Source organism: Rhodohalobacter sp. 614A, assembly GCF_021462415.1.
Classification (GTDB): Bacteria; Bacteroidota; Rhodothermia; order Balneolales; family Balneolaceae; genus Rhodohalobacter.
The window spans coordinates 1,265,567-1,286,654 of record NZ_JAKEDS010000001.1 but is presented as its reverse complement, the minus strand read 5'-3'; the positions used below and the strand labels follow the sequence as shown (position 1 = coordinate 1,286,654).

The 21,088-nt window shown below is 43.0% G+C and carries 19 protein-coding genes; 7 read left to right on the top strand and 12 right to left on the bottom strand.

Annotation, left to right across the window (positions count from 1 at the left end; translation table 11 throughout):
• Positions 1 to 94: 94 nt before the first annotated feature.
• On the bottom strand, positions 95 to 562 hold the full coding sequence (locus L0B18_RS05080) for a GNAT family N-acetyltransferase (protein WP_234568705.1): 468 nt from the start codon (positions 560 to 562) through the stop codon (positions 95 to 97).
• A gap of 219 nt (positions 563 to 781) precedes the next feature.
• On the opposite strand from L0B18_RS05080, the gene L0B18_RS05075 reads away from it, so the two are divergent.
• Positions 782 to 1,207: a Bor family protein gene (locus tag L0B18_RS05075; RefSeq protein ID WP_234568696.1), complete on the top strand. Its 426-nt coding sequence runs from the start codon at positions 782 to 784 to the stop codon at positions 1,205 to 1,207.
• A gap of 75 nt (positions 1,208 to 1,282) precedes the next feature.
• Here L0B18_RS05075 and L0B18_RS05070 read toward each other — a convergent pair whose 3' ends face one another.
• Together L0B18_RS05070 and L0B18_RS05065 are read right to left on the bottom strand one after the other, a co-directional pair.
• A complete protein-coding gene (locus tag L0B18_RS05070) occupies positions 1,283 to 1,867 on the bottom strand; it encodes a plastocyanin/azurin family copper-binding protein (protein ID WP_234568695.1) in 585 nt (194 codons plus the stop codon).
• A 555-nt stretch (positions 1,868 to 2,422) separates the two neighbouring features.
• A complete protein-coding gene (locus L0B18_RS05065) occupies positions 2,423 to 3,355 on the bottom strand; it encodes a DUF4097 family beta strand repeat-containing protein (RefSeq protein WP_234568693.1) in 933 nt (310 codons plus the stop codon).
• Positions 3,356 to 3,568: 213 nt separating this feature from the next.
• Here L0B18_RS05065 and L0B18_RS05060 point away from each other — a divergent pair, with 213 nt between their 5' ends.
• Positions 3,569 to 4,420 (top strand): proline dehydrogenase family protein, encoded by an 852-nt coding sequence (locus L0B18_RS05060; RefSeq protein ID WP_234568691.1) that lies wholly within the window; start codon positions 3,569 to 3,571, stop codon positions 4,418 to 4,420.
• A gap of 77 nt (positions 4,421 to 4,497) precedes the next feature.
• Here L0B18_RS05060 and L0B18_RS05055 read toward each other — a convergent pair whose 3' ends face one another.
• The 4 genes from L0B18_RS05055 to dnaX all read right to left on the bottom strand — a co-directional run bounded on the left by L0B18_RS05055 (position 4,498) and on the right by dnaX (position 9,364).
• Entirely contained in the window at positions 4,498 to 6,426 is a 1,929-nt protein-coding gene (locus L0B18_RS05055) for a M1 family metallopeptidase (protein ID WP_234568682.1), read from the bottom strand.
• A gap of 23 nt (positions 6,427 to 6,449) precedes the next feature.
• Positions 6,450 to 7,055 (bottom strand): recombination mediator RecR, encoded by a 606-nt coding sequence (gene recR, locus L0B18_RS05050; RefSeq protein WP_234568680.1) that lies wholly within the window; start codon positions 7,053 to 7,055, stop codon positions 6,450 to 6,452.
• Between the two features lie 48 nt (positions 7,056 to 7,103).
• Complete coding sequence (locus L0B18_RS05045; RefSeq protein ID WP_234568678.1) at positions 7,104 to 7,451, bottom strand: YbaB/EbfC family nucleoid-associated protein; 348 nt, start codon at positions 7,449 to 7,451, stop codon at positions 7,104 to 7,106.
• Between the two features lie 77 nt (positions 7,452 to 7,528).
• Complete coding sequence (gene dnaX / locus L0B18_RS05040; protein WP_234568660.1) at positions 7,529 to 9,364, bottom strand: DNA polymerase III subunit gamma/tau; 1,836 nt, start codon at positions 9,362 to 9,364, stop codon at positions 7,529 to 7,531.
• A 169-nt stretch (positions 9,365 to 9,533) separates the two neighbouring features.
• On the opposite strand from dnaX, the gene L0B18_RS05035 reads away from it, so the two are divergent.
• Positions 9,534 to 11,582, top strand: coding sequence for a GWxTD domain-containing protein (locus L0B18_RS05035; RefSeq protein ID WP_234568658.1), 2,049 nt, complete (start codon positions 9,534 to 9,536; stop codon positions 11,580 to 11,582).
• Between the two features lie 56 nt (positions 11,583 to 11,638).
• Here L0B18_RS05035 and L0B18_RS05030 read toward each other — a convergent pair whose 3' ends face one another.
• Genes L0B18_RS05030 through L0B18_RS05015 form a run of 4 tightly spaced genes read right to left on the bottom strand, consistent with a single transcriptional unit; the run spans position 11,639 to position 15,718 of the window.
• A complete protein-coding gene (locus tag L0B18_RS05030) occupies positions 11,639 to 12,403 on the bottom strand; it encodes an SH3 domain-containing protein (protein ID WP_234568656.1) in 765 nt (254 codons plus the stop codon).
• Entirely contained in the window at positions 12,400 to 14,187 is a 1,788-nt protein-coding gene (locus tag L0B18_RS05025) for a BatD family protein (RefSeq protein WP_234568654.1), read from the bottom strand. Before L0B18_RS05025 ends, L0B18_RS05030 begins: the two co-directional genes overlap by 4 nt.
• Positions 14,171 to 14,899, bottom strand: a complete 729-nt coding sequence (locus L0B18_RS05020; protein ID WP_234568643.1) for a tetratricopeptide repeat protein — start codon at positions 14,897 to 14,899, stop codon at positions 14,171 to 14,173. Before L0B18_RS05020 ends, L0B18_RS05025 begins: the two co-directional genes overlap by 17 nt.
• A gap of 60 nt (positions 14,900 to 14,959) precedes the next feature.
• Positions 14,960 to 15,718, bottom strand: coding sequence for a YebC/PmpR family DNA-binding transcriptional regulator (locus L0B18_RS05015; RefSeq protein ID WP_234568641.1), 759 nt, complete (start codon positions 15,716 to 15,718; stop codon positions 14,960 to 14,962).
• Positions 15,719 to 16,008: 290 nt separating this feature from the next.
• Here L0B18_RS05015 and bshA point away from each other — a divergent pair, with 290 nt between their 5' ends.
• Both bshA and L0B18_RS05005 read left to right on the top strand, forming a co-directional pair.
• The gene (gene bshA / locus L0B18_RS05010) at positions 16,009 to 17,139 is read left to right on the top strand and encodes an N-acetyl-alpha-D-glucosaminyl L-malate synthase BshA (protein WP_234568631.1); all 1,131 of its coding nucleotides are present in this window, start codon (positions 16,009 to 16,011) and stop codon (positions 17,137 to 17,139) included.
• A gap of 106 nt (positions 17,140 to 17,245) precedes the next feature.
• The gene (locus tag L0B18_RS05005) at positions 17,246 to 17,644 is read left to right on the top strand and encodes a DUF4405 domain-containing protein (RefSeq protein WP_234568629.1); all 399 of its coding nucleotides are present in this window, start codon (positions 17,246 to 17,248) and stop codon (positions 17,642 to 17,644) included.
• Positions 17,645 to 17,794: 150 nt separating this feature from the next.
• Here the strand turns inward: L0B18_RS05005 and ggt are convergent, their stop codons facing one another.
• A complete protein-coding gene (gene ggt, locus L0B18_RS05000) occupies positions 17,795 to 19,534 on the bottom strand; it encodes a gamma-glutamyltransferase (RefSeq protein ID WP_234568619.1) in 1,740 nt (579 codons plus the stop codon).
• A 154-nt stretch (positions 19,535 to 19,688) separates the two neighbouring features.
• Here ggt and L0B18_RS04995 point away from each other — a divergent pair, with 154 nt between their 5' ends.
• On the top strand, positions 19,689 to 20,066 hold the full coding sequence (locus L0B18_RS04995; protein WP_234568617.1) for a co-chaperone GroES: 378 nt from the start codon (positions 19,689 to 19,691) through the stop codon (positions 20,064 to 20,066).
• Positions 20,067 to 20,079: 13 nt separating this feature from the next.
• On the top strand, positions 20,080 to 20,973 hold the full coding sequence (locus L0B18_RS04990; RefSeq protein WP_234568611.1) for an MBL fold metallo-hydrolase: 894 nt from the start codon (positions 20,080 to 20,082) through the stop codon (positions 20,971 to 20,973).
• The last annotated feature ends 115 nt before the right edge of the window (positions 20,974 to 21,088 follow it).

The window sequence follows — 21,088 nt, the reverse complement described above, 5'->3', positions numbered from 1 at the left end:
GGATGGGAATAGCTATGGTTACATTAAAAGCTTTATTTCTATTCACGCAGCCATTCATTTTATCCAGGAAAAATGTATCAAGCAACCCGTGCTGCTATAAATATTTGCTCATAAAATACATAAGCGGCTCACCGTAAGAAAATCCCATTCTTTCGTACAGATTTCGTGCCCTGTTATCTTCCCTTACTTCCAGGGTTACTTTACAGCAATTCGTTTCAGCGGCCTTTTTTTCAACGGCGCTTATGAGTGCTTCTCCAATGCCTTTACTTCTGAAACTTTTAATCACAGCCAAATCGTGAATATTAATAACTTTTGCGGCATTAAACGTCGAAAAACTGTACACACAATTAGCAATGCCCGCTGGCTCTCCGTCAAAAAAAGCAATATAACTGAAAGTTCCCGGAAATTTTTCGAGCTCGTCAATCAATTTATCACGAATATTATCCGGTAACGCCCCTCCCAACCCCATTGGATCGCGGGCATACTGATCTGTTACAAACAGCACCGCGTCAGCATGTTTCTTTATCGAAAAATCTGCTTCTATTATTTCAAGTTCCTTCATCTTTTACAGGTAAGAATTTATTTGAGACTTTTTTGATCTGTATCACGCATTTAATAATGAAGATACACTCTTCAATCAGAAAGCAAAAAAACTGAGAAAGATGACCAAATCAACTTCCGAAGATTTCTATGATCATACCTCAGGATATTATTTCTGATTAGAACAATATGTCAATTCTACACTGAACCTTTCATTAAATAACCATTTAAACCAATTACTATGTTAAGAAAGTCTATTTTGTTAATTGCACTCGTTTTGATGATGACCGGCTGTTATCATGCACAAATCACAACGGGACTTGAGGCTTCAAATGAAGTTTACAAGAAAGCCTGGGCAACAAGTTTTATAGCCGGGCTGATACCTCCGGATATGATAGATGCAACGGAACATTGCAGCAATGGCGTGGCCAAAGTTGAGACCCGGCACAGCTTTCTCAATCTTGTGGCTCAGGCTGTTACCTTCAGCATCTTTTCCCCGATGGAAATTACCGTAACCTGTGCCACTTCAAGTGCCGGTATTTCTGTAGGTGAAAAATCATTGGATCTGGCAGCCAACTCATCTGACGAGATCAAACAAAATACTTATTCCCAGGCTGTGGAAATTTCAGCCAAAACCCATCAGCCGGTTTATATAAATATTAAATAGCCTAAACTTTCGATAAACAAAAAAGGCCATGCTAAATACATGGCCTTTTCTTTTACGTTCTGTAAATCGGAATTTTTATTCCTGAACAATCAGTTTGCCATACATACCGCCGCTAAAGTGGCCGGGGAATGTACACAAGTAATCATATTCTCCGGTTTCCTCAGGAGCTGTAAATGTTACTGAATCTGTTTCTCCATTACCGAGCATTCTTGTATGGACAATTACCTGATCTTCAAAGTCAGGAGAGATATAGTCATTATCCCGGGCTGAGATTGCGGCTCGCCAGAATGCTTCTAAGTCCGTTCCCATATCAATTAAAGTCCAGTTATGAGACATTGCCGTAGCAGGAAGATTACTTACTGTTGTTAAAGTAATTCTGATTTCTTCTCCAGGAGCTACTTCAATAGATTCGAGAAGAATGTATTCTCCGGATGCATCACCGGTTACAATTCCTTCACCTGCTTCTTCCACAGCAAATTTCATATTATCCGTTCCGATTATATGAATGGTTCGTACACCATCGTCCATACTTTCGGCGGATTCGGTCTCCTGACTGCCTGTAGCTTCTGTAGTTTCCTGAGCAGTATCACCACCGCCCCCGCAAGCCGAAAATGCAAAAAACAGTGCTACGATTAAAGAATTAAAGAGTAGTTTATTCATTGTTTTGTCTATGTTTTTGATTTGATTTCTCTATTCTTTGAACATCTTGCAAAATTATAACATTCAAAGTGAGAATGGTATTTTTATGTTTCGTTTAACAAACTTTGAATTTCTTCTATCACGTTTTCAGAAATAAGTTCACTGCCCAAAAAGATCGCCTGATTTACCCTTCATTATCAATCAGGGAAAACCTGCTTAAGATTTACAAAATAAATCGGTGTGTGATCATGTGCAAAATTGGAGTATTCCAATCCATGTTCGGGTAAAGGCACCAAACCATCTTATTCATACAGCCAGAGAATCCTCTTATGTAGTCGGAAATCCATCATATATAAAAGGTATATATGAAAACATGATTAAGATAATTGTAATAATAAACGGTTTGAAGTTTTTGTGTGAGATGATCATTGAAATCTCTGAAATAGCTTAAAAAGCTTCATCTGATTAAACTTAAGGAAATTATAAAAGCAAAACCGTGTGGCCCTCACAAAAAAAGTGCATTACCGGGGAGGCATGCACTTTTTAGACAGTGTAATGATGATAATGCAGAGAAGATTAGTAACGTAAACTCACCGAACCGCCTGAGGTTCGGGCTGTTAACATCGGCCCGCCTCTTCCAATTCTTCCCTCAACATGATCTCGTTCAAACTCGCCGGTAAAATTGCGGAGTTGTGTATTTACCCGCTGGCCTTTAAGATCAATGTTAAAATCGGATACTTCTGGAAGGTTAATTTCAATATTTCCGCCGCTGGTTTGAAGGTCAATGTCATTGTCAAAGGTCAGAAATTCGCCACGAATACTGCCACCGCTGGTTCTGGCTGACATTTTTGCTGAAATATTTTCCAGGCGAATACTGCCTCCGGATGTTCTCAAATCAGCTGAACCACTCACGTTCCTGGCCGAAACCGATCCGCCGCTGGTTCGCCCGTCAATTCTACCGTCAGCATTTTCAATATTGATACTTCCACCAGATGTCCGCAAATCGATTTCACCGGCCACATCATGCACGTTTACACTACCGCCACTGGTACGCAAACTCAGGTTGTTCACAATATGTTCAGCAGAAACACTGCCTCCACTGGTATTCCCGGATACGGTTGAATTTTCCGGAGCATAAACCACAAACGAAATCGACAAATTCCGGTTAGACCCAAACAAATTCCAGCCAGAGCCTTTTCTTTTTGCTTCTGCATATACCGTGCTTCCGTTGGAATCGATCTCGATATCATAATCAGAAAGATCTGTATCGGAGGGATCCAGGTAGCGGCCATTTCTTCGAACATACATTTCCACGCGTACTTCGCTCGAATTTTGTCCTATCACATTAATAGATCCCCCGGATGTAGATACATTCACCGAAGGTGATGACGACGTATTAAACGTTTCAATTCGATAAGCCCGATCGCTGTCCTGTGCATCGGCAGAGCAAATAAAGGTTAGGACCAAAACCAAAAATGCTATGACTGCCTTGTAGGTTTTCTCGATCATAATTTTATAGATTTAATATTTTTGTTGATCCGATTAGGGGAGTAAAAAAGTGATTCATCCCGTGTACAAAAAATCTTACGGAAGATAAAAATCAGGGTTTCGGCTTTTTGAATGAAAGAGCAATTTTTTTCTGTTTTAAAGATGACGGTTCATTCTAAAGAAATTGCTATACTTTAGTTTTCGGAGTTAACATTACCTTTGATTTATTGATTTATGAAATTACCATTTGCTCTTGCGAGACGATTTGTTGCCGCTGAAACTTTTGAAGAGACGATACCAAAAATCAAAACTATTAATGAGAGCGGAATAAAAGTAACCCTGGACTTGCTCGGTGAAAACGTTAAAGAAAAAACCACAGCCGACGACACCGTACAGATCTATAAACAACTTCTTAACAAGATTCATGAAGCGGGACTTAAAAGCACCATCTCCATAAAGCTAACCATGCTGGGAATGGACATTGACCAGGAATATTGTAAAAAGAATCTCTTTGATCTGCTGGAACTTGCTGAAAAGCTGAATTCGTTCGTTCGGATTGATATGGAAGCATCTGATTACACCCAGCAAACCATCGACATTTTCAAAGAGGCTTTTGAAAAATATGGCAAACATGTGGGAATTGTTATTCAGGCCTATCTTCACAGAACAAAAAAAGATATTCCTGAACTTGCTGAACTTGGCGCAGATATCCGGCTGTGTAAAGGGGCATATAAAGAACCTGAATCCGTTGCTTTGCAGGATATGGAAGATATTCGAAAAGCATTCAAGCAGTATGCCAAAATTCTGCTCGAAAAAACTGATTATCCCCGAATAGCCACACACGATGATGAACTCATCAATTTTGTTAAAAACTATACCAAAACGGAAAATATCTCCAAAGACCGATTTGAGTTCCAAATGCTCTACGGTTTAAGAGAAGAGACGATGGAACAGCTTGTAAAAGATGGGTACAATGCCAGAATCTATGTACCCTACGGTACGATGTGGTTTCCTTATTTTAAACGGCGCTTAATGGAAAGAAAAGAGAATATCTTTTTTGTTCTAAAAACAATGTTCAAGAAGTAAGTTTATTTCCACATTTTGAATTCTGAACACTCCGATGAACGGCACACTTCTGAAAAAGGAGTAAACCAGACTGGAAATTAATCTGATTCTATCTCTTCGAATTCCTCTTCAGAAGGTTCCCAGATATTATTTTCTCTGTTTATGTCCATCATGCGCTGGGTCGGATCGATTTCAATCTTTTGAATGAATTCCATGGGTTCATCAATCATGAGAGTATACTCTGGAGATACCCATTGCCAATCCTCTTTTTGAATCCACTCTTTTCCGGAATATTCATCTTGTTTTTCACCCCACATAATTTGCAACGGCATATAGTAAACCGTTGAGGAACTATCTGTCCGCGTAACTTCTACCTCAATCGGCATTGGCATGAGGCCCATTCGCTTCAATGAAATATTTGTACCGTCGCCGGCAGCTTCCACTAATTCTATGGAATAATCAATCGTTTTTGTGGTGTTAATCCAATATTCGTAGTACCAATCCAGAACCATCCCGCTTTCTTCTTCTGCAATTCTGATAAAATCTTTACCCGTGGGATGTTTAAACCTCCATATCTCATAAAAATCTTTGAGACTTTGAACCAAAACATCTTCACCGATTATATAGCCAAGCTGGTGCAAAAAAAGTGCTCCTTTGGTGTATGAAGCCCGGGAATAAGCCACATTTGTGTTGTAGTGATCAGAATGAATACTCATCGGCTCTTCCAGTCCGGGTGAAACAGCAATTTGCTTGTATCCTCTATACTGTGACGCCATGGGAAATTCTTCGTCTTCATCAAAAATCTCGTTCATTGTAAGACTGGAAAAATAGCTCGTAAATCCTTCGTCAATCCATGCCTCATAAACTTCATTATTGGCCAACACTCCGTGAAACCAGGAATGAATTAACTCATGAACCGTTACCCCAACCAAACTTCTGAAACTCCTGTTGCCGGTAATCAGCGTTCCCATGATGTATTCCATACCTCCGTCACCGCCCTGAATTACGGAATACTCCTTGTAGGGATATTTCCCAACATTTTTGTTCATATACTCAACTGCTTTTGCAGTAAAGGCGGGAAGATTTGCCCAGCTTTCGGGCAATTCTTTCGCTCTTTCTTCGGATGCATTTTCAGCCACCGGCCCGGTTTGATGGAAAAATCGCAGAAGCGGACCGTCCTGAACCTGGTTTGTGATTTGGGTAAAATCAGGATCAGCAGCCCACATAAAATCATGCACATTTTCGGACCGAAAATGCCAGGTTAACTTCTCTCCATCCGGTCGATTTACTTCCATCCCTTCAGTTTCATATCCAAAACCCACTTCCTCAGGATTTTGAAGAACAGATCCTGCCGCCACAACATAACTGCTGTCGATATGAATGGTAACATCAAACACCCCAAAAGGCGCGTAAAACTCTCTTCCGATATATGGATTGGGATGCCAGCCGTCTTCATCATAAGCAGCAATTTTTGGATACCATTGCGACATCGAGAATCGAACGCCTTCTTCGTTATCCCGGCCCGACCTTCGGGTTTGAAGCGGAACCTGTGCATTGAATTCCATCTCAAATACAGTTTCCCCGCCCGGAAGAATCGGCTCCTTCAGTTGTACTTCCAGAATGGTTCCTTCCACCAAAAATTCTACCTCTTCCCCATTTTGTTTTAATGAGGAGATTTTTTGATACCCGATTTCTGTGCTGTCATACCCGGTAATTTTATCGGCAATCTTACTGCTGGGATCCGCAATGGTTCTGGACCGTTTGTCCATCATACTGTTGGGCTGAAACGCATTGAAAAAGAGATGATAGAAAACACGGTTCAGTGTGTCGGGAGAATTATTTGTGTAGACAAGTTTCTGTTTCCCATCAAACTGATTAGCCTCAACATGCATATCAACGTCCATTTCGTAATGGACTTCCTGTTGCCAATAACCGGCTCTTTGGGCCACGGATTCAGAAATAGAAAATCCCAGTGTAAACAGAGCTGAGATCAGGGCTACAAGTAAATGATTGAAAGAAAGATGCATGATTTTTTAAATTTGAGAATAGATCAAAAAGATGTTCGGCTGGCGAAAGCACGGCTTAACGTGGCCTCGTCAATAAATTCGAGTTCAGTGCCCATCGGAATTCCATATGCAATGCGCGTGACCTGAATATCATAATTTTTGAGAAGTTTATTGATGTAGTACGATGTAGCCTCTCCCTCGGCATCGGGGTTTAAGGCCAGAATTACTTCATCAACCGGTTCCTCTTCATTGGCAATACGGTCCAGCAATTCTTTGATGCGAATATTATCGGGACCAATATTTTCCAGCGGAGAAATCGTTCCGCCCAACACGTGATAGCGGCCACGAAATTCATTCGTCTTCTCAATGATGTACACATCCTGAAATTCCTCTACCACGCAAACCACCCCGGTTTTTCGCTTCGGGTTGCTGCAGATTGAGCAGGGATCAGTATCCGTAATGGTTCCGCAAACCGAACAACGGGTTACGGATTTTTTGAGTTGAATAAGAGCATCAGCCAGTTTGGATACGTGCTCGTCCGATTGTTTTAAAAGATGTATGGCAATTCGCTGTGCTGATTTACGTCCCGTTCCGGGAAGTTTTGCCAGTTCTTCAATCGCCCGTTCAAGAGCTTCAGAGGTGATTTGCATTTAAAATTCTATAAGAAGGAGAATTGATTTTGGTTGATCTTGCGAAAATTACAGTCCGAGCTTACTCATATCCATGCCCGGAATACCGCCGCCCGGAAGAATGTCTTTGTACACTTCCTGCATTTTTTCTTTTGCAGCATCTTCGGCCTTATCCAACGCTTTATTTACGCCTGCAACAATAAGATCCTCTAACATTTCCTGGTCTTCCGGATCAATAACATCCTTGTCGAGCGCAATACTTACGACTTTGCGATTTCCATTGGCGGTTACTTTTACCATTCCTCCGCCGGCTTCAGCTTCAACGGTAAGTTCTCCAAGTTTGTCCTGAACTTCTTTCATTTTTGCCTGCATGTTGGAAATTTTGCCAAACATATCGGCCATATTCGGTTGACTCATAGTACTATCCTTTTTTTAATTTTCTGTTGGAATGAATAAAACGGAATCTCTAAACAGATGATTCGTTTTCATGACGATTAATATTCAAATTCAGCTCCGAAAATTTCGACAATGGAGCGAAGTTGAGAGTCTTTTTTCTGCAATTCGCGAAAACGCTCATAGGGATTTAACTGTGCAGATTCTTTCTTTTTCGTGCGTTCAACCACACACCGAAATCGTACATGAACGCCATTTTTTTCTTTAAACAACGAAGAAAGCGTCTTTTGATTCTCTTCAATTAAATTTCGAGCAAATTCATCACTTGCCGAAACTGTTACTTCCGAACCTTTCAGATTCTTGAGTTGAACACGATTTACCTGTTCATACAGTAATAAAGGCACTTCCCTGCTCAGATGATCAAGATATTCCTGCCAGCAATTTTCGATATCCTCAATTCCCTTGAGCGTTCGCTTCTCAACCTGTTTCGGTTCAACCCTTTCCTTCTTTTTAACACCATTGGCCGTGCTGATCCCTTTGGCATACCCAAGGCTGGGTTTACCCATCAGAAGTTCATTGATACCCTCATCTTCTTCCTCGGTTACTTCAGTCTCGGCAGCTTTGGTTTGAGGTATTTCTGGTGATTTTTTTAGCTCGTTGTTCTCTTCGGGCGTATCCAGGGCTAGCCCTGAACGTTCTTCGGGTTGATTCGTTTGAGATGTCTCTTCAACTCCATTTTTCTGTACTGATTGTCCGTTTCGTGCAGATTTCTCCTCCGGGTTTTGCGGGGATGAAGATTTTTGAGACTCTACCCGGTTACTGCTCTTTTTTTTTAACTGAGCCGCTTCATTCAGAAGGGTTTGAATATTTTTGACCCGGCTCATGTGAACCAGTTTCAGCATCAGGATCTCGAAATGAACACGCGGTTGTTGAACGTCCCGGATTTTTGTTTGAGCATCACTCGCGATGTGAAGCATCCGTAACAAATCATCCTCAGAAAAAAGTTGTGCCGTTTTTTGATATCTCTGCTTGGTTTCCGGCGTAGCTTCCACAAGATGCATCTGTTTATCCTGGTGAGCCACATATAAGTTTCTGAAATGTGATGTCAAAGAAACCAGAAACTCAACAATATCCACACCGTCTTTTAGCAATCGGTCGATGAGTAACAATCCCTGTTCTGCATTTTGATCGCTGATTGCATCCGTAAACTCAAACAACTCATCATTCCCAACAATATTCAGGGCCTGTGTGATCTGAGAATAGGTGATTGTATTTCCGCAAAATGCTATGGCCTGATCCATTAACCCAAGAGCATCGCGAAGTGCACCATCTGCTTTTTTGGCGATTACGTGCAGAGATTCGTCATCAATAGAAATTCCTTCTCTCTCGCAGACCTTACTCAACTGCCTAACAATTTCATCTACGCTGATTCGCTTGAAATCAAACCGTTGAACACGGGACAAAATCGTTGGCAGAACTTTGTGGGGTTCCGTGGTAGCAAAAATAAAAATAGCGTGTGGCGGCGGTTCTTCAAGCGTTTTCAGCAGGGCATTAAACGCCGACTTACTGAGCATGTGAACCTCATCAATAATAAAAACCTTGTATTTGCCGCTTTGGGGAGGAACCCGAACAACTTCGCGCAGGTGATGCACATCTTCTACCTTGTTATTGGAAGCGGCGTCAATCTCAACCACATTCAGGGTTTGGCTGAGGGATTCTCCATCAACAGAAGAATCAATTTCATTTAGAGTTCGCGCAAGCACGCGCGCCATTGTGGTCTTTCCAACTCCACGCGGTCCGCAAAACATATACGCATGAGAGATTCGATTTTGTTTGATAGCGTTTTTCAGGGTACTGCTCACATGCTCCTGTGATACGATATCATCAAAAGACTGTGGCCGGTATGTCCGTGTTAAAACCCTGTAATTATCTGCCATGTGACGTTAGACTGCTAAAAAGAATCGCGTTTGGAATATGCAGAAGTAAGGTACAAAAAACGAGATTTCTTTTTGAACATTTCCTCGATTTTTTGGTTTGCAAAAAGGGAAAGATAACTCAAATTAGTCCGTTGTATTTTTTCGGGAAACCGTTAATTTGTATAACCAGATGTCGAGATACAAAAATTTTATAGCAGCTCAGTTTTTTCTATTCTGTTTTCTTCTGAATACGCTCACCGTATTCGGGCAGGCTCAGCAGGCGTACGAACGTGGTATGGAAGAAATATCCCGTGGCAATATTAGCCAGGCGCTCGATATTTGGTACAACTCTTATAAGCAATCTGATAGAGTTGATTCCCGGATCGGGTTTGAATTTATCCGTGTTGTTGCCGAAAACCAGATGCGCAGTTATTACGATCCTGCCACCAATCTTTATTACCAGGCATTGACAAATGGTGTTGGCATGAACAGCCGCATAGCCATTCGCCAGGAAATTGAGCGATTAAAACCAATTATCGGAGACGGAATTTTTCGGCAATGGATGAACTGGTGGGATGAAAGAGATTCGTCTCTGCCCAGCGACATGAAAGGATTTTGGGTTCAAAATGATCCTACTCCCGCCAATGCCACGAACGAACGCCTAATTGAACACTGGCAGCGAATTGCTACCGCAAAAGAGCAATTTACCAAGAATGAAAGCACGGTCTATGGAACGGATGCACGCTCGCTCATTTATGTTCGCTATGGCGAAGCCGACCGGGTAAAAAGCGGCATTTTAACCCTTCAAAGTTTTAATATCCGCCAGTGGCTGGAAAACCAATTATTGCCGGAATTCAATGAAGGCGACGACCCCATGCCGGAAACTGTCCGCTCCAACGAGCGTGAGTTTATGAATCGCCTGGAGAATGCTATTTATGAATATCACCGGTATCCCGAGTATGAAATTTGGTTTTACGATCAGATTGTAGAGCCTCAGGAAGCGCCCATTATTTTTGTTTTCGGTACGGATGTTCGAAATGATCAGTTTACCCTTCAAACCAGTCTCGAAGATTTTATTCCCGAAAGGGCCTTTTATGCTGAAGAAAATCAAGATGATGAATCACTTGAGTTCACAAGAGTGGGTATTACTCCGGCACTGATTCTGCAACTTCTTTATTACGAACAACTTGCCCAGGTAGACCCGTTTTTTGGCAGCCGGCTGAATGAACTCCAGACAAGAATTCTGGACCAGGGCATCCAGGCTTTCCAAGGAATGGATCTTGCATTTCAGTCCGAAAGCAAAGAGATCATCCACGAACAGGTCATGCAGGCACCGCAACAGGAATCTACTTACGCCGAACTAATTCCAAAAATTCCACTGGAGGTTTATCATTACCGTCTTCTGGGCGATTCTTTGCAGCCGGAAATTTTAACCTATGTAGAAAGTTCTGCTCACGAAGCTTTTTTAATTGATTACAATCGGAACCAAGGCACCAACCTGCTGCTAAAAGAAGAGATTGATGAAGAATATGATGTGCTTGATGAGTACACCTTTTATGAACTGACTCACACTCTCCTCTCCTATGACGAATCCTGGGAAAAAACCTTAAGCCGAAGCGATCAGCCGCCTCTCTACATTACACGCCCCTCAGCGAAAAGAATGTCTACGACGTTATTCCGTCAGCCTCATACAGGAAAAACATTCCAGGCGGTTTCGGTTGAATTGATGAATTATGATCCCGATTCCAAATCCATTTATCACACACCCTTTCCACCAGCATTGCGGGGGTGGAATAAAGAACAATATCGCCAGCCGGAGCCGCTCGTCAGTCATCCTGACTCGATGGAGGTTTCGGATCTGATTTTGGGGTACAATCACACCAACGAAATCACCGAACCATTTGATTTTAAAGTGGCCAACAACAGGCTCATTCCATTCGGCGAAACCCTTCTTCTGCACTTTGAAGTGTATAATTTAGCCATACAGGCCGATGGTTTCAGCCGCTTCGAAATGACTTACAGGATACTGCCGGTTGATGAACAGGGAAATGTTAATACCGATCAAACCGAATTTATTCTCACTCTGAATTTTACAAATGAAGAGTCGGTCGTGGATGAAGATCTTGAAATTGAGACCACAGATTTAAATCCCGGCCTATACGAATTGGTGGTATCTATTTTAGACACGGAATCTGATCAAACCAGGGAGAGAAAAATACGGTTTGAAGTAGTGGAATAATTTGAGATCGGGACAAAAACTTTTTCTTACGTTTGAATAGTAATAGATCTATTCTCTTAAAAAATCATGATGTGGTTGTCCTGAATCCAGCCATACATTCCATTTTCAAGCCGGATGTATTTCCAGCCAGACTCTCCTTCACTTTCGTCTTCATCAATCTGCATTGTATATCCTTCGTAAGCCGTACTGATGATGCTGGCATTTTCATCGGGTTGCTCATAAACGGAACTTTCATTGTCTACCATCACACCGGTTGAGTAGCGATTTTCCTGGTACTGAATGATGACCGAAAAAACAAAGAGAACGGCAGAAATAGCAATTGCTCCATACCCGGAGTAGTTGAGCGCTTTTTTCAAATCAAGCCTGAACCATGAACCGATTTTTAGCGCAACTCCCAAATAAAGAAAGAAAAGCGAGATATACACAAGATTCCTGAGGCCAATATTGGCAGACAGGAAATTGAAAAAACGAATCCACGGCAACGTTGGTAAAACCGCAGATTGTCGCGGAAACCGATTGTTTACATATGCAAGAGCTTGCTCTGCCTGGTCTTCGGTTTCGCTGTACTCGGCTGCCCGCAGAAAATAATATTTGGCTTTCCCAAGTGAATCGAGACGGGTATAAGCCACTCCCATATTTTGCCACAAAGATCCGGATTGATATCCACCTTCTTCAATGGACTGGTAAATCTCAATTGCGCTTTGGTATTCCCCTTCTTCAAGAAAAGAATTGGCCTGATCAAAAGAAGACTGCTGAGCATATACCTGACTACCAAAAAGCGAAAAACCGATAATAACAGTAAAATAAATGTACTTCTTCAAAGCTGGTTATTTAATTCGGTAATCAGTTTTTCTGTTTTGAGGATATCACTTCTAAAATCGGTTCGGTCGCCGGAAGGTGCAAAACTGATAGTTGCGCATTTCTCAAGAATTTTCTTGATCTGTGTTTGCTGCGATTCATGAATTTTACTTTCCTTCACGTGGTTCATCAATTCCGCATCGGACAATCCCGCTTCAGGCAGCCCGAACTTATCGGTCAGATATCCAAACAATGCTTTGTGTAACGTATTGTAAATTTCCTTGGCATCTCCGTTATCTACGATCGAGCGTGCATAATCGAGCCGTTCACGGGCAACTTCTTCAGCCCGGTGTGCCCTTGCAAACTTCTTATCGGTCGTGAGTTTCATTAACAGGCGTTTCTTGCGTGCCGCTGCGATCAATGCTGCAAATGGAATCACCAATAAAAGCCAAAACCAAACCTTAGTGAAGATGGCTGAAGAGGCTGGCTGATGCCAAACTGCCAATCCTGTAACAGGTTGCAAGCGCATTCCATTGGCAAATGATGATTGATTCTGTGCCATATTTCCCGGATCTACAGTAAATTTTAACGCCGGAAGGTCCACATATTGATAGTTTCTGTTTTCAGGATCGTAAATGGCCACACGCTCGGCCGGAATTTCATAGGTTCCCGGTGCCCTGGGTGAAAGTAACTCTGTAAATGTTTTTTCTCCGCTGATGGTTAAACCGCGCCGCTCAATATTGCTGCTTTCCTGGGGAGTATATTGTTCCAGATTATCCGGAAAATTGTACTCGGGTTTTCTCACCAATGGAATATTTCCTTCGCCACTGATTCGGGTTGTAAGTTCAAGGGTTTCTCCAACAGCTGCATGATCATCCGTCAATATTCTTTCTACCGACATATTACCCACGGCATTAATGGGGAGCCCGGAAGGCGCATTCGGTAAATTTCGAACATTTACTGCCAAAGGTTCGGATTCGAGCGTAACCCGCCTCTGGCTGCCTGCAGATCCAAAGAAACTTCCAAACGGATCATTTCGGGATGATTGTGTACGAATGCCTACATTCAACGGAAACTCGGAAAGAGTCAGTTCGCCGCTTCGGGTTGGAAAAAGAGCGTAGCGCATCAGGGTTGCCGTACGATATCGAACTCCTTCCAGAATAACAGATTCGGCCTGTGGTTGCCGGATGTTCTGAAGTTCCTCTTTCCAGAATCCGTCCGTTCGCCAGCCGGCATTTGGCTGAAAGGAAGTCACTTCAATTCCCTGTTTGAAATAAAGCTCTATACTGGCAATAATCTGTTGACCTGGAACCGGATTCTGCTGATCAATTTCCACTTCCAGAAAGATATCAGGCAGTTGGCGACGGCCATCTTCAGAAAGCTGGCCCTTCTCAATCACTTCCACATCAATAGACTCCGTTCGATACTCTTCTCCGTCAATTTGAATAGTCACGGGAGGAATGGTAAAAAAACCGGTAGTCCTTGCGATTAACCCGAAGGTGTAGGTTGTAGAAGTGGTGGTGTGGCCGTTTACAATCGAAATACTGGAACTTCTCGAAGGTGTACTTGAAAGGATTCCAATTCCATCGATTTCCTGAAGTTGAGGAAGAGAAACATCCCGCATGGAAGTGCCAATAACTTCCACATGAAGATTAAATTGCTCGCCAATAAAAATCTTGTTTTCTGAAACGGTGGCCTGAAGCTGAAAATCCTGCTGTGCAATTGCAGTATTTGCGAGCGGTATCAACAGTAAAATAAAGCTGAGAAAGCCGAACTTGCCCAGAGCCGAATTACCAATCTTTGTCATTTGTAGATTGCGTTTCACTCGATTCCTTTTTCATGTTTTCGAGCAGTTCACGTTCCAGCTGTTCTAAAGCGTCCAGGATATTTTGCGCTTCTTCGGGGGTCATTTCCGTTGGTTGTGGCTGAGGCTGACGCTGTTCTTCCTGCTCCTGCTGATCTTGCTGCTGTCCATTATTTGGAGGTTGTTGATCCTGGTTCTGGTCTTGATTCTGATCGTCATTTCCCTGCTGTTGTTCCTGTTGATCCTGGTTTTCCTGATCCTGGTCCTGATTCGAATCCTGGTTTTGCTGCTGTTGTTCTTGCTGTTGCTGACGCTGCAGGGCCAATTCATAATTATGGCGTGCATCCGGATCATTGGGATTTTTCTTGAGTGCTTCCCTGTAATATTCGGCAGCCTCTTTGTACTTATCCTCTTCGGTTAGAATATTTCCCTGGTTATAGCTGGCGTACGATTGTTCTTCGGACGATTCCGTAAGATTCTCAAACCGATCATAAGCCTGCATGGCTTCTTCGGTTCGGCCTAGTTTGTGCAATGTCGAGGCCAGGTTAAAATGCAGCCTGGCATTGTCCGGGTCTTCTTCTATGGCCCGTTGATACAGTTCTGCGGCCTGCTCGTAATTGCCGTTCTCGAATGCTTCATTCGCCTTTCGCGCATCATTAACGGAAGCGCCCGTCAGAAAAAGTGCCAGTACCAATAAACTTAGATATCTCATCATACAGTTTTTTGTCAGATACTATAACGACTCGGAAATGATCCGAGTATTATATTGTACTTATCATTCTTCTTCAGCAAGTGCCAATGTTTCTTCGTCCAATTTCAAATTGGTGAAAATATTGGAAACGTCGTCATTCTCTTCAAATTTCTCCATCAACTTCAAATTTTTCCGGGCAGTATCCGGATCAGCTTTTACTTCGGTTGCAGGAATTCGAATCAGTTCGGCCGATTCAATTTCAAACCCTTCATCTTCCAGCTTTTGCCGAACATCAAAAAGAGTTTCTCTGGATGTGATGAGCTCAAAAAATTCATCTTCAAGTTCCATTTCATCGGCGCCGGCGTCAATTGCTATCAGCATAAACTCTTCTTCATCCAAACCTTCACTTTTTACTTTTATGCAGCCTTTCTGATCAAACATATAACCAACGGAGCCATCTGTCCCCAGGTTACCGCCGTGCTTTGTAAAAAGATGGCGAATCTCGCCTACGGTTCGATTCAGGTTATTGCTGGTGGCTTCCACAAAGTAGGCAATTCCGCCCGGACCATAACCTTCGTACGTAACTTCCTCGTAATTTCCGGTACCGTCGTCCAGTTCGCCCGTACCTTTCTTAATGGCACGTTCGATATTGTCTTTCGGAAGATTCACTGTCTTGGCATTTTCAATTGCCAGGGAAAGACGCGGATTCATATCCGGGTCGCCGCCGCCTTCGCGTGCAGCAACCGTTATTTCGCGAATGTGTTTAGTGAATGCCTTGGCGCGTTTGGCATCTTCGCGAGCCTTCCGGTGTTTAATATTCGCCCATTTAGAATGTCCAGCCATAATTTTTTAAAGCAATAACGTGTTAATTGAAAACGGTTCTAAATATAAAGGAATTGAGAATTTTCACCTAATGTTACAAACAGAGAAACGTAATATCCTATATCGGGGTTACTAACGAAACTACCGGCAATTTATCATATAAATTTAAAAATATGTTTAATCGCCTGTATATCACTACAATTGTTTATACCTTATTTTTGAAAGATTCTATTATTTGATTTTACCTGCTTTGATTCGAACCATGAGGCATCTGAAATCACAGATGAAATGATCCATTAATTTTTTCTCGCATGAACATTGGAATTGTTTGTTATCCTACATTTGGCGGTAGCGGTGTTGTAGCCACAGAGCTTGCCAAAGGTTTGGCTAATCGCGGACATAAACTTCACATTCTCAGCTATGCCAAACCGGCCCGGCTGGATTCCTTTCGAACCGATATTGCTTACCACGAAGTGGATTTGAGTTCGTATCCGCTTTTTGAATATCCACCATATGATCTGGCACTCGCCAACATGATGGTACACCTTATTCAGTATGAAAATCTGGATGTACTTCACGTCCATTACGCCATTCCTCATGCAACAAGCGCCTATTTGGCCAAACAGATTTTAAACAGCAAAGCGAAAGACGTACCGGTTATAACAACTCTTCACGGAACCGATATCACGTTGATCGGCAGCGACCCTACTTATAAACAGGTTGTTGATTTCTCCATCAATCAGAGTGATGGGGTAACGGCCGTTTCACAATATCTGAAAGAAGAAACCTATCGTCTTTTTGATATCACGAAAGACATCAAGGTCATTCCAAACTTTATTGACCTGGAACGCTTTCAAAAATCAAAAAAAGAACATTTCAAGAAAGCTATTTGCCCGGATGGTGAGAAAATTGTGACCCATGTATCCAATTTCCGGGAAGTGAAAAGAGTAACGGATGTGGTAGCAGCATTTGGAAAAATGCTGGAAAACGGGGTAAGAGCAAAACTGCTTATGGTAGGTGATGGACCTGAACGCCCCAAAGCCGAAAATAAATGCCGCGAACTTGGCATGTGCGATCATGTTCGGTTTCTTGGAAAACAGGACCAGGTTGAGGAAGTGTTGTCCATCTCTGATTTATTTATGATTCCCTCCGGAAGCGAAACATTTGGTCTGGCCGCTCTCGAAGCCATGAGTTGCAGTGTACCGGTAATCAGCTCAAATATCGGTGGTTTGCCGGAAGTAAACATTCATGGCGAAACCGGTTACCTTTGCGAACTGGCTGATATTGAGTGCATGGCCAACCACGCTACCGAGATCCTGACGGATGAAAAGCTGCAGGAAAGAATGTCGAAAGCTGCACGGCAGCGTGCCGAGATGTTTGAAATGGATAAAATTGTTTCGGTTTATGAAGACTATTACGATGAAGTGAAATCTTCTTTATAGCTCCAATCTTTCCTTTGTAAAAAAGCTTCATATAAAATTAACGGGCGTTTTATACCCTGTAAATAGAGAGATCATTTTCTTGTTCACCAATTTTATATGAAGAGATATGAAAAAACCTGAACTCAACTTTGTTGTTGATACAGTCGCCTTTTTCCTGTTTTTATGCCTCATTTCTACAGGATTTTTAATTTATTTGATTATGCCGCCGGCATCAGGACTTGCAGTTTGGGGAATGGACCGCCACGGATGGGGAGAAATTCATTTTTGGATTGCACTCACTTTTCTTGTTTTGATGGCCATTCACTTCATTTTGCACTGGACCTGGATAACAACAAAAGTAAAAGGAAGGTCGAGAAGTGGTCACATTTCAAAGACGCGAAGTATTATCGCGGTTTTGGTTATTCTGTTTGTTCTTTTTTTGTTGCTGACTCCGTTCTTCAGCCCAATAGAAAAAAGCAGTGAAGGCCACGGACATCATGGCGAACATGTTGAGGCCATGCGGTAAAAATTTCACTGCAATTTCGGGATTACATGAACAGTGTCATTGCGATCTCGACGGATGTCGTAAAGAAGCCTCGAATAGGCATACCTTAGACACAATCCCCAAAGTAGCTGGGGATTGCCGCGTCGTCACTCCATTCCTCCTCGCAATGACTCAATAACCTGCTGCCTGGCCATCAACCCGCGATTCTGACGCACCAAAATAGACTCCTTTTTCATGATCTCTCATGATACCCTGGTAACGCCCGAAAAAGCTGTCGCCAATTTGCACTCTGTGTCCCCGGGCCCTGAGATCCTTTACTACCTGATAATCTATCGAAGATTCAATACTGACTTGTCCCGGACCAGTCAGGTTATCAGTAACGTTATCGGTAGGTTCGGTTGAACCAGAATGATCCCAACGAAGAGCGTCTCCAGCCTGTTGAATGTTCATCCCAAAGTCGATGATGTTGGTCAGAAGACTTACATGCCCGATTGGCTGATACGCCCCTCCCATGTTTCCGTAGGCAAAAAACGGTTTCCCATCTTTCATCACAAACCCTGGAATAATGGTGTGAAACGGTCGTTTGCCCGGCTCATAAACATTGGGATGATTTGGGTCCAGCGAAAATAACTCTCCCCGATTCTGAAAACTAAAACCCGTTCCAGGAACTACAAATCCTGTCCCCATTCCCCGAAAATTACTCTGGATCAGGGAAACCATATTTCCGTCTTTATCGGCTGTGGTTAAGAAAATGGTATCTCCATCCTCAAGTGCCTCTACGCCGGAACTAAGATCTGCCAAAGCTCTCTCGCCAATTAATTTCCGGCGTTCCGCTGCATATTCTTTGGAAAGAAGTACATCATACGGAACCTCATGAAAATCGGCATCGGCATAGAGTTTTGCCCGGTCTTCAAACGCGAGCTTTTTCGCTTCAATCAGAAGGTGCAAAGTTTCGGCACTGGCAAATCCTTTGGAAGCCAAATCGAATCCTTCCAGGATATTAAGCATCTGCAAAACAGCCGTGCCCTGAACATTGCCGCCAACCTGGTACACATCATACCCGCGATAATTTGTGGTCACAGGTTCTACCCAGTCCGAATGGTGTTTATCAAAATCTTCATACCGCAGGTATCCTCCATGCTCGCGCATATAAGCATCAATTTTTTCGGCAATTTCTCCACGGTAAAAAGCATCGCGGCCCTGTTCAGCCAACAACCGAAAGGTATTTCCCAAATCCGGATTTTTGAAAATTTCACCTTTTCCCGGCCCTTCCCCATCAATCGTAAATGTTTCTTCGAATGCACCCGGCTGCTCTTTTAAAAACGGAGCACTTCTGCGCCAGCCGGCAGAAATGGCTTCCGTTACGGGAAAACCCTCTTCAGCGTAATGAGTGGCTCCCGCCAGAATATCGCTCATCGGAATGGAACCAAACCGCTCATGAAGCTCAAACCAGCCATCTACAGCGCCGGGCACAGAAACTGACAGTAAACTGTATGACGGGATCGATTCTGCCCCCACCTCATCCAGCTCAGCCATAAGTTCATCATACGAAAGCCCCATGGGAGAGCGCCCGCTGGCGTTTAAAGCATATAACTGACCGCTTTCTTCATGCCAGATAATGGCAAAAAGATCTCCTCCAATTCCGTTGCCAGTTGGTTCCATTAAACCCGTTGCGGCATTTGCGGCAATGGCGGCGTCAATAGCGTTGCCTCCCTGCTTCAAGATGTCGAGGCCAATTTGTGTTGCCAGAGGATGGCTTGTCGCCACCATTCCATTTGCAGCAATTACTTCCGAACGCGTCACATTCAGGGGACCGGCTTCACGATCGATTTGAGCAAATGCTGTGAGATTGAAAAGGGAAAAACTTGAGACAATAAAGAGGAATGAGAGAAGCTGTTTTCGAAAAATCATAAGAAAGTCTGGTTTGGTTAGGATCTATACAGTATACAACCGGATTCGCGTGTTTTCAATACGGTTATGGATTTCATAAAATTTGTATTCACTGCACTTTTTGCGAACTTTCTGTTTAGAAAATTGTTTTAACATGAAATCAATCAACAATTGAATGATCCAGGAATATTTAAATTCGGTTGATAAATTTATCATTATTGGCGATCGGGTACTCATCAAACCGCGAGATATGGAAACCCGAACCAAAAGCGGACTTGTTCTCCCAGCCACGGTAAAAGAAAAGGAAGAAATCCAGAGCGGGTACATTATTAAAACCGGCCCCGGTTACCCGATTCCATCGCAGGAAATTGATGAACCGTGGAAAGATCAGACATCCGATCCAAAATATATCGGCATGCAGGCAAAAGAAGGCGATTTGGCCATTTTTCTGAAAAGCCGTTCACACGAAATTGAATTTGAGAATGAAAAGTTTCTCATTGTTCCGCATGCTGCCATCCTTTTGTTGATTCGCGACGAACACCACCTCGAATAAAAACCTACATCTTATGAAACGCGCTGATTTTCTCAAACAACTTGCATTTCTATCGGCTGGATCGGCATTGCTGCCAAAACTTAAATTTCCGAAGGATTCTCCGTTTACTGAACTGAGAAACGGCGTTGGAATCTTCACGATGCAGGGCGGGACCATTGGCTGGCTCACAACGGACGATGCCATTGTTGCCATCGATTCCCAATATCCCGATCCTGCGGAAAAATTTGTTTCCGGCATTTCAAGTTATGGGGGCGGACCTGAAAAAGTGTTGTTTAACACGCATCATCATGGGGATCATACCGGTGGGAATCCGGTCTTTGCAGAAAATGGATACCGAATTATCGGCCATGCAAATGTACCGGATTTGCAACGAATCGCGGCCGAAGGTCAAGAGAATCAACCCACCGTTCCCGACACAACTTTTGAGGAAGATTTTGACCTTTCTGTAGGAAATGAAACCATTCACGCCAAATATTACGGTCCTGGCCATACAAAAGGAGATTCCGTAATCTGGTTTGAACATGCCAATATCGCCCATATGGGAGACTTGGTGTTCAACCGGCTTTATCCCTACATCGACCGTGGCGGCGGCGCAATGATTGCCAACTGGATTCCACTTCTTGAACAAGTTGCCGATGAAGCAGATTCAGATACCCTTTTCATATTTGGACATGGCAATCCTGAATTCGGTGTCACCGGAAGCAGTGAAGACCTTCTGCATTTACGCGATTTCTTCTCTCACCTGATGGAGTACACCCGAAAAGGAATTACTGCTGGAAAGAGCAAAGATGAAATCACAAATATTCAGTCTTTTGAAGAATTTCCTGATTTTGTAAGTCCGAGTGACTTTCTCTCCCTCTCAGCAAATGTAGATGTTGCCTATCGTGAACTTACAGAAGCAGAATAAAAACACGGCTTCTTCAGTCAGCAAAATGAGTTCTTCCGATCAGCGAAGATGTATCTATTGCGGAAGTAATGCGCCGATTGTTTGGGTTCATGGTCATGGCCAGTGTTCATCTTGT

What these genes read in the sequence shown, in the direction of transcription:
- L0B18_RS05005 (WP_234568629.1), top strand. Translation starts at nt 17,246, where the DNA reads ATGAAAAAACCTGAACTCAACTTTGTTGTTGATACAGTCGCCTTTTTC.
- L0B18_RS05060 (WP_234568691.1), top strand. Translation starts at nt 3,569, where the DNA reads ATGAAATTACCATTTGCTCTTGCGAGACGATTTGTTGCCGCTGAAACT.
- L0B18_RS05070 (WP_234568695.1), bottom strand. Translation starts at nt 1,867, where the DNA reads ATGAATAAACTACTCTTTAATTCTTTAATCGTAGCACTGTTTTTTGCA.
- L0B18_RS05035 (WP_234568658.1), top strand. Translation starts at nt 9,534, where the DNA reads ATGTCGAGATACAAAAATTTTATAGCAGCTCAGTTTTTTCTATTCTGT.
- L0B18_RS05080 (WP_234568705.1), bottom strand. Translation starts at nt 562, where the DNA reads ATGAAGGAACTTGAAATAATAGAAGCAGATTTTTCGATAAAGAAACAT.
- L0B18_RS05025 (WP_234568654.1), bottom strand. Translation starts at nt 14,187, where the DNA reads ATGACAAAGATTGGTAATTCGGCTCTGGGCAAGTTCGGCTTTCTCAGC.
- ggt (WP_234568619.1), bottom strand. Translation starts at nt 19,534, where the DNA reads ATGATTTTTCGAAAACAGCTTCTCTCATTCCTCTTTATTGTCTCAAGT.
- L0B18_RS05020 (WP_234568643.1), bottom strand. Translation starts at nt 14,899, where the DNA reads ATGATGAGATATCTAAGTTTATTGGTACTGGCACTTTTTCTGACGGGC.
- L0B18_RS05045 (WP_234568678.1), bottom strand. Translation starts at nt 7,451, where the DNA reads ATGAGTCAACCGAATATGGCCGATATGTTTGGCAAAATTTCCAACATG.
- L0B18_RS04995 (WP_234568617.1), top strand. Translation starts at nt 19,689, where the DNA reads ATGATCCAGGAATATTTAAATTCGGTTGATAAATTTATCATTATTGGC.
- L0B18_RS04990 (WP_234568611.1), top strand. Translation starts at nt 20,080, where the DNA reads ATGAAACGCGCTGATTTTCTCAAACAACTTGCATTTCTATCGGCTGGA.
- bshA (WP_234568631.1), top strand. Translation starts at nt 16,009, where the DNA reads ATGAACATTGGAATTGTTTGTTATCCTACATTTGGCGGTAGCGGTGTT.
- L0B18_RS05075 (WP_234568696.1), top strand. Translation starts at nt 782, where the DNA reads ATGTTAAGAAAGTCTATTTTGTTAATTGCACTCGTTTTGATGATGACC.
- L0B18_RS05065 (WP_234568693.1), bottom strand. Translation starts at nt 3,355, where the DNA reads ATGATCGAGAAAACCTACAAGGCAGTCATAGCATTTTTGGTTTTGGTC.
- L0B18_RS05015 (WP_234568641.1), bottom strand. Translation starts at nt 15,718, where the DNA reads ATGGCTGGACATTCTAAATGGGCGAATATTAAACACCGGAAGGCTCGC.
- L0B18_RS05055 (WP_234568682.1), bottom strand. Translation starts at nt 6,426, where the DNA reads ATGCATCTTTCTTTCAATCATTTACTTGTAGCCCTGATCTCAGCTCTG.
- recR (WP_234568680.1), bottom strand. Translation starts at nt 7,055, where the DNA reads ATGCAAATCACCTCTGAAGCTCTTGAACGGGCGATTGAAGAACTGGCA.
- dnaX (WP_234568660.1), bottom strand. Translation starts at nt 9,364, where the DNA reads ATGGCAGATAATTACAGGGTTTTAACACGGACATACCGGCCACAGTCT.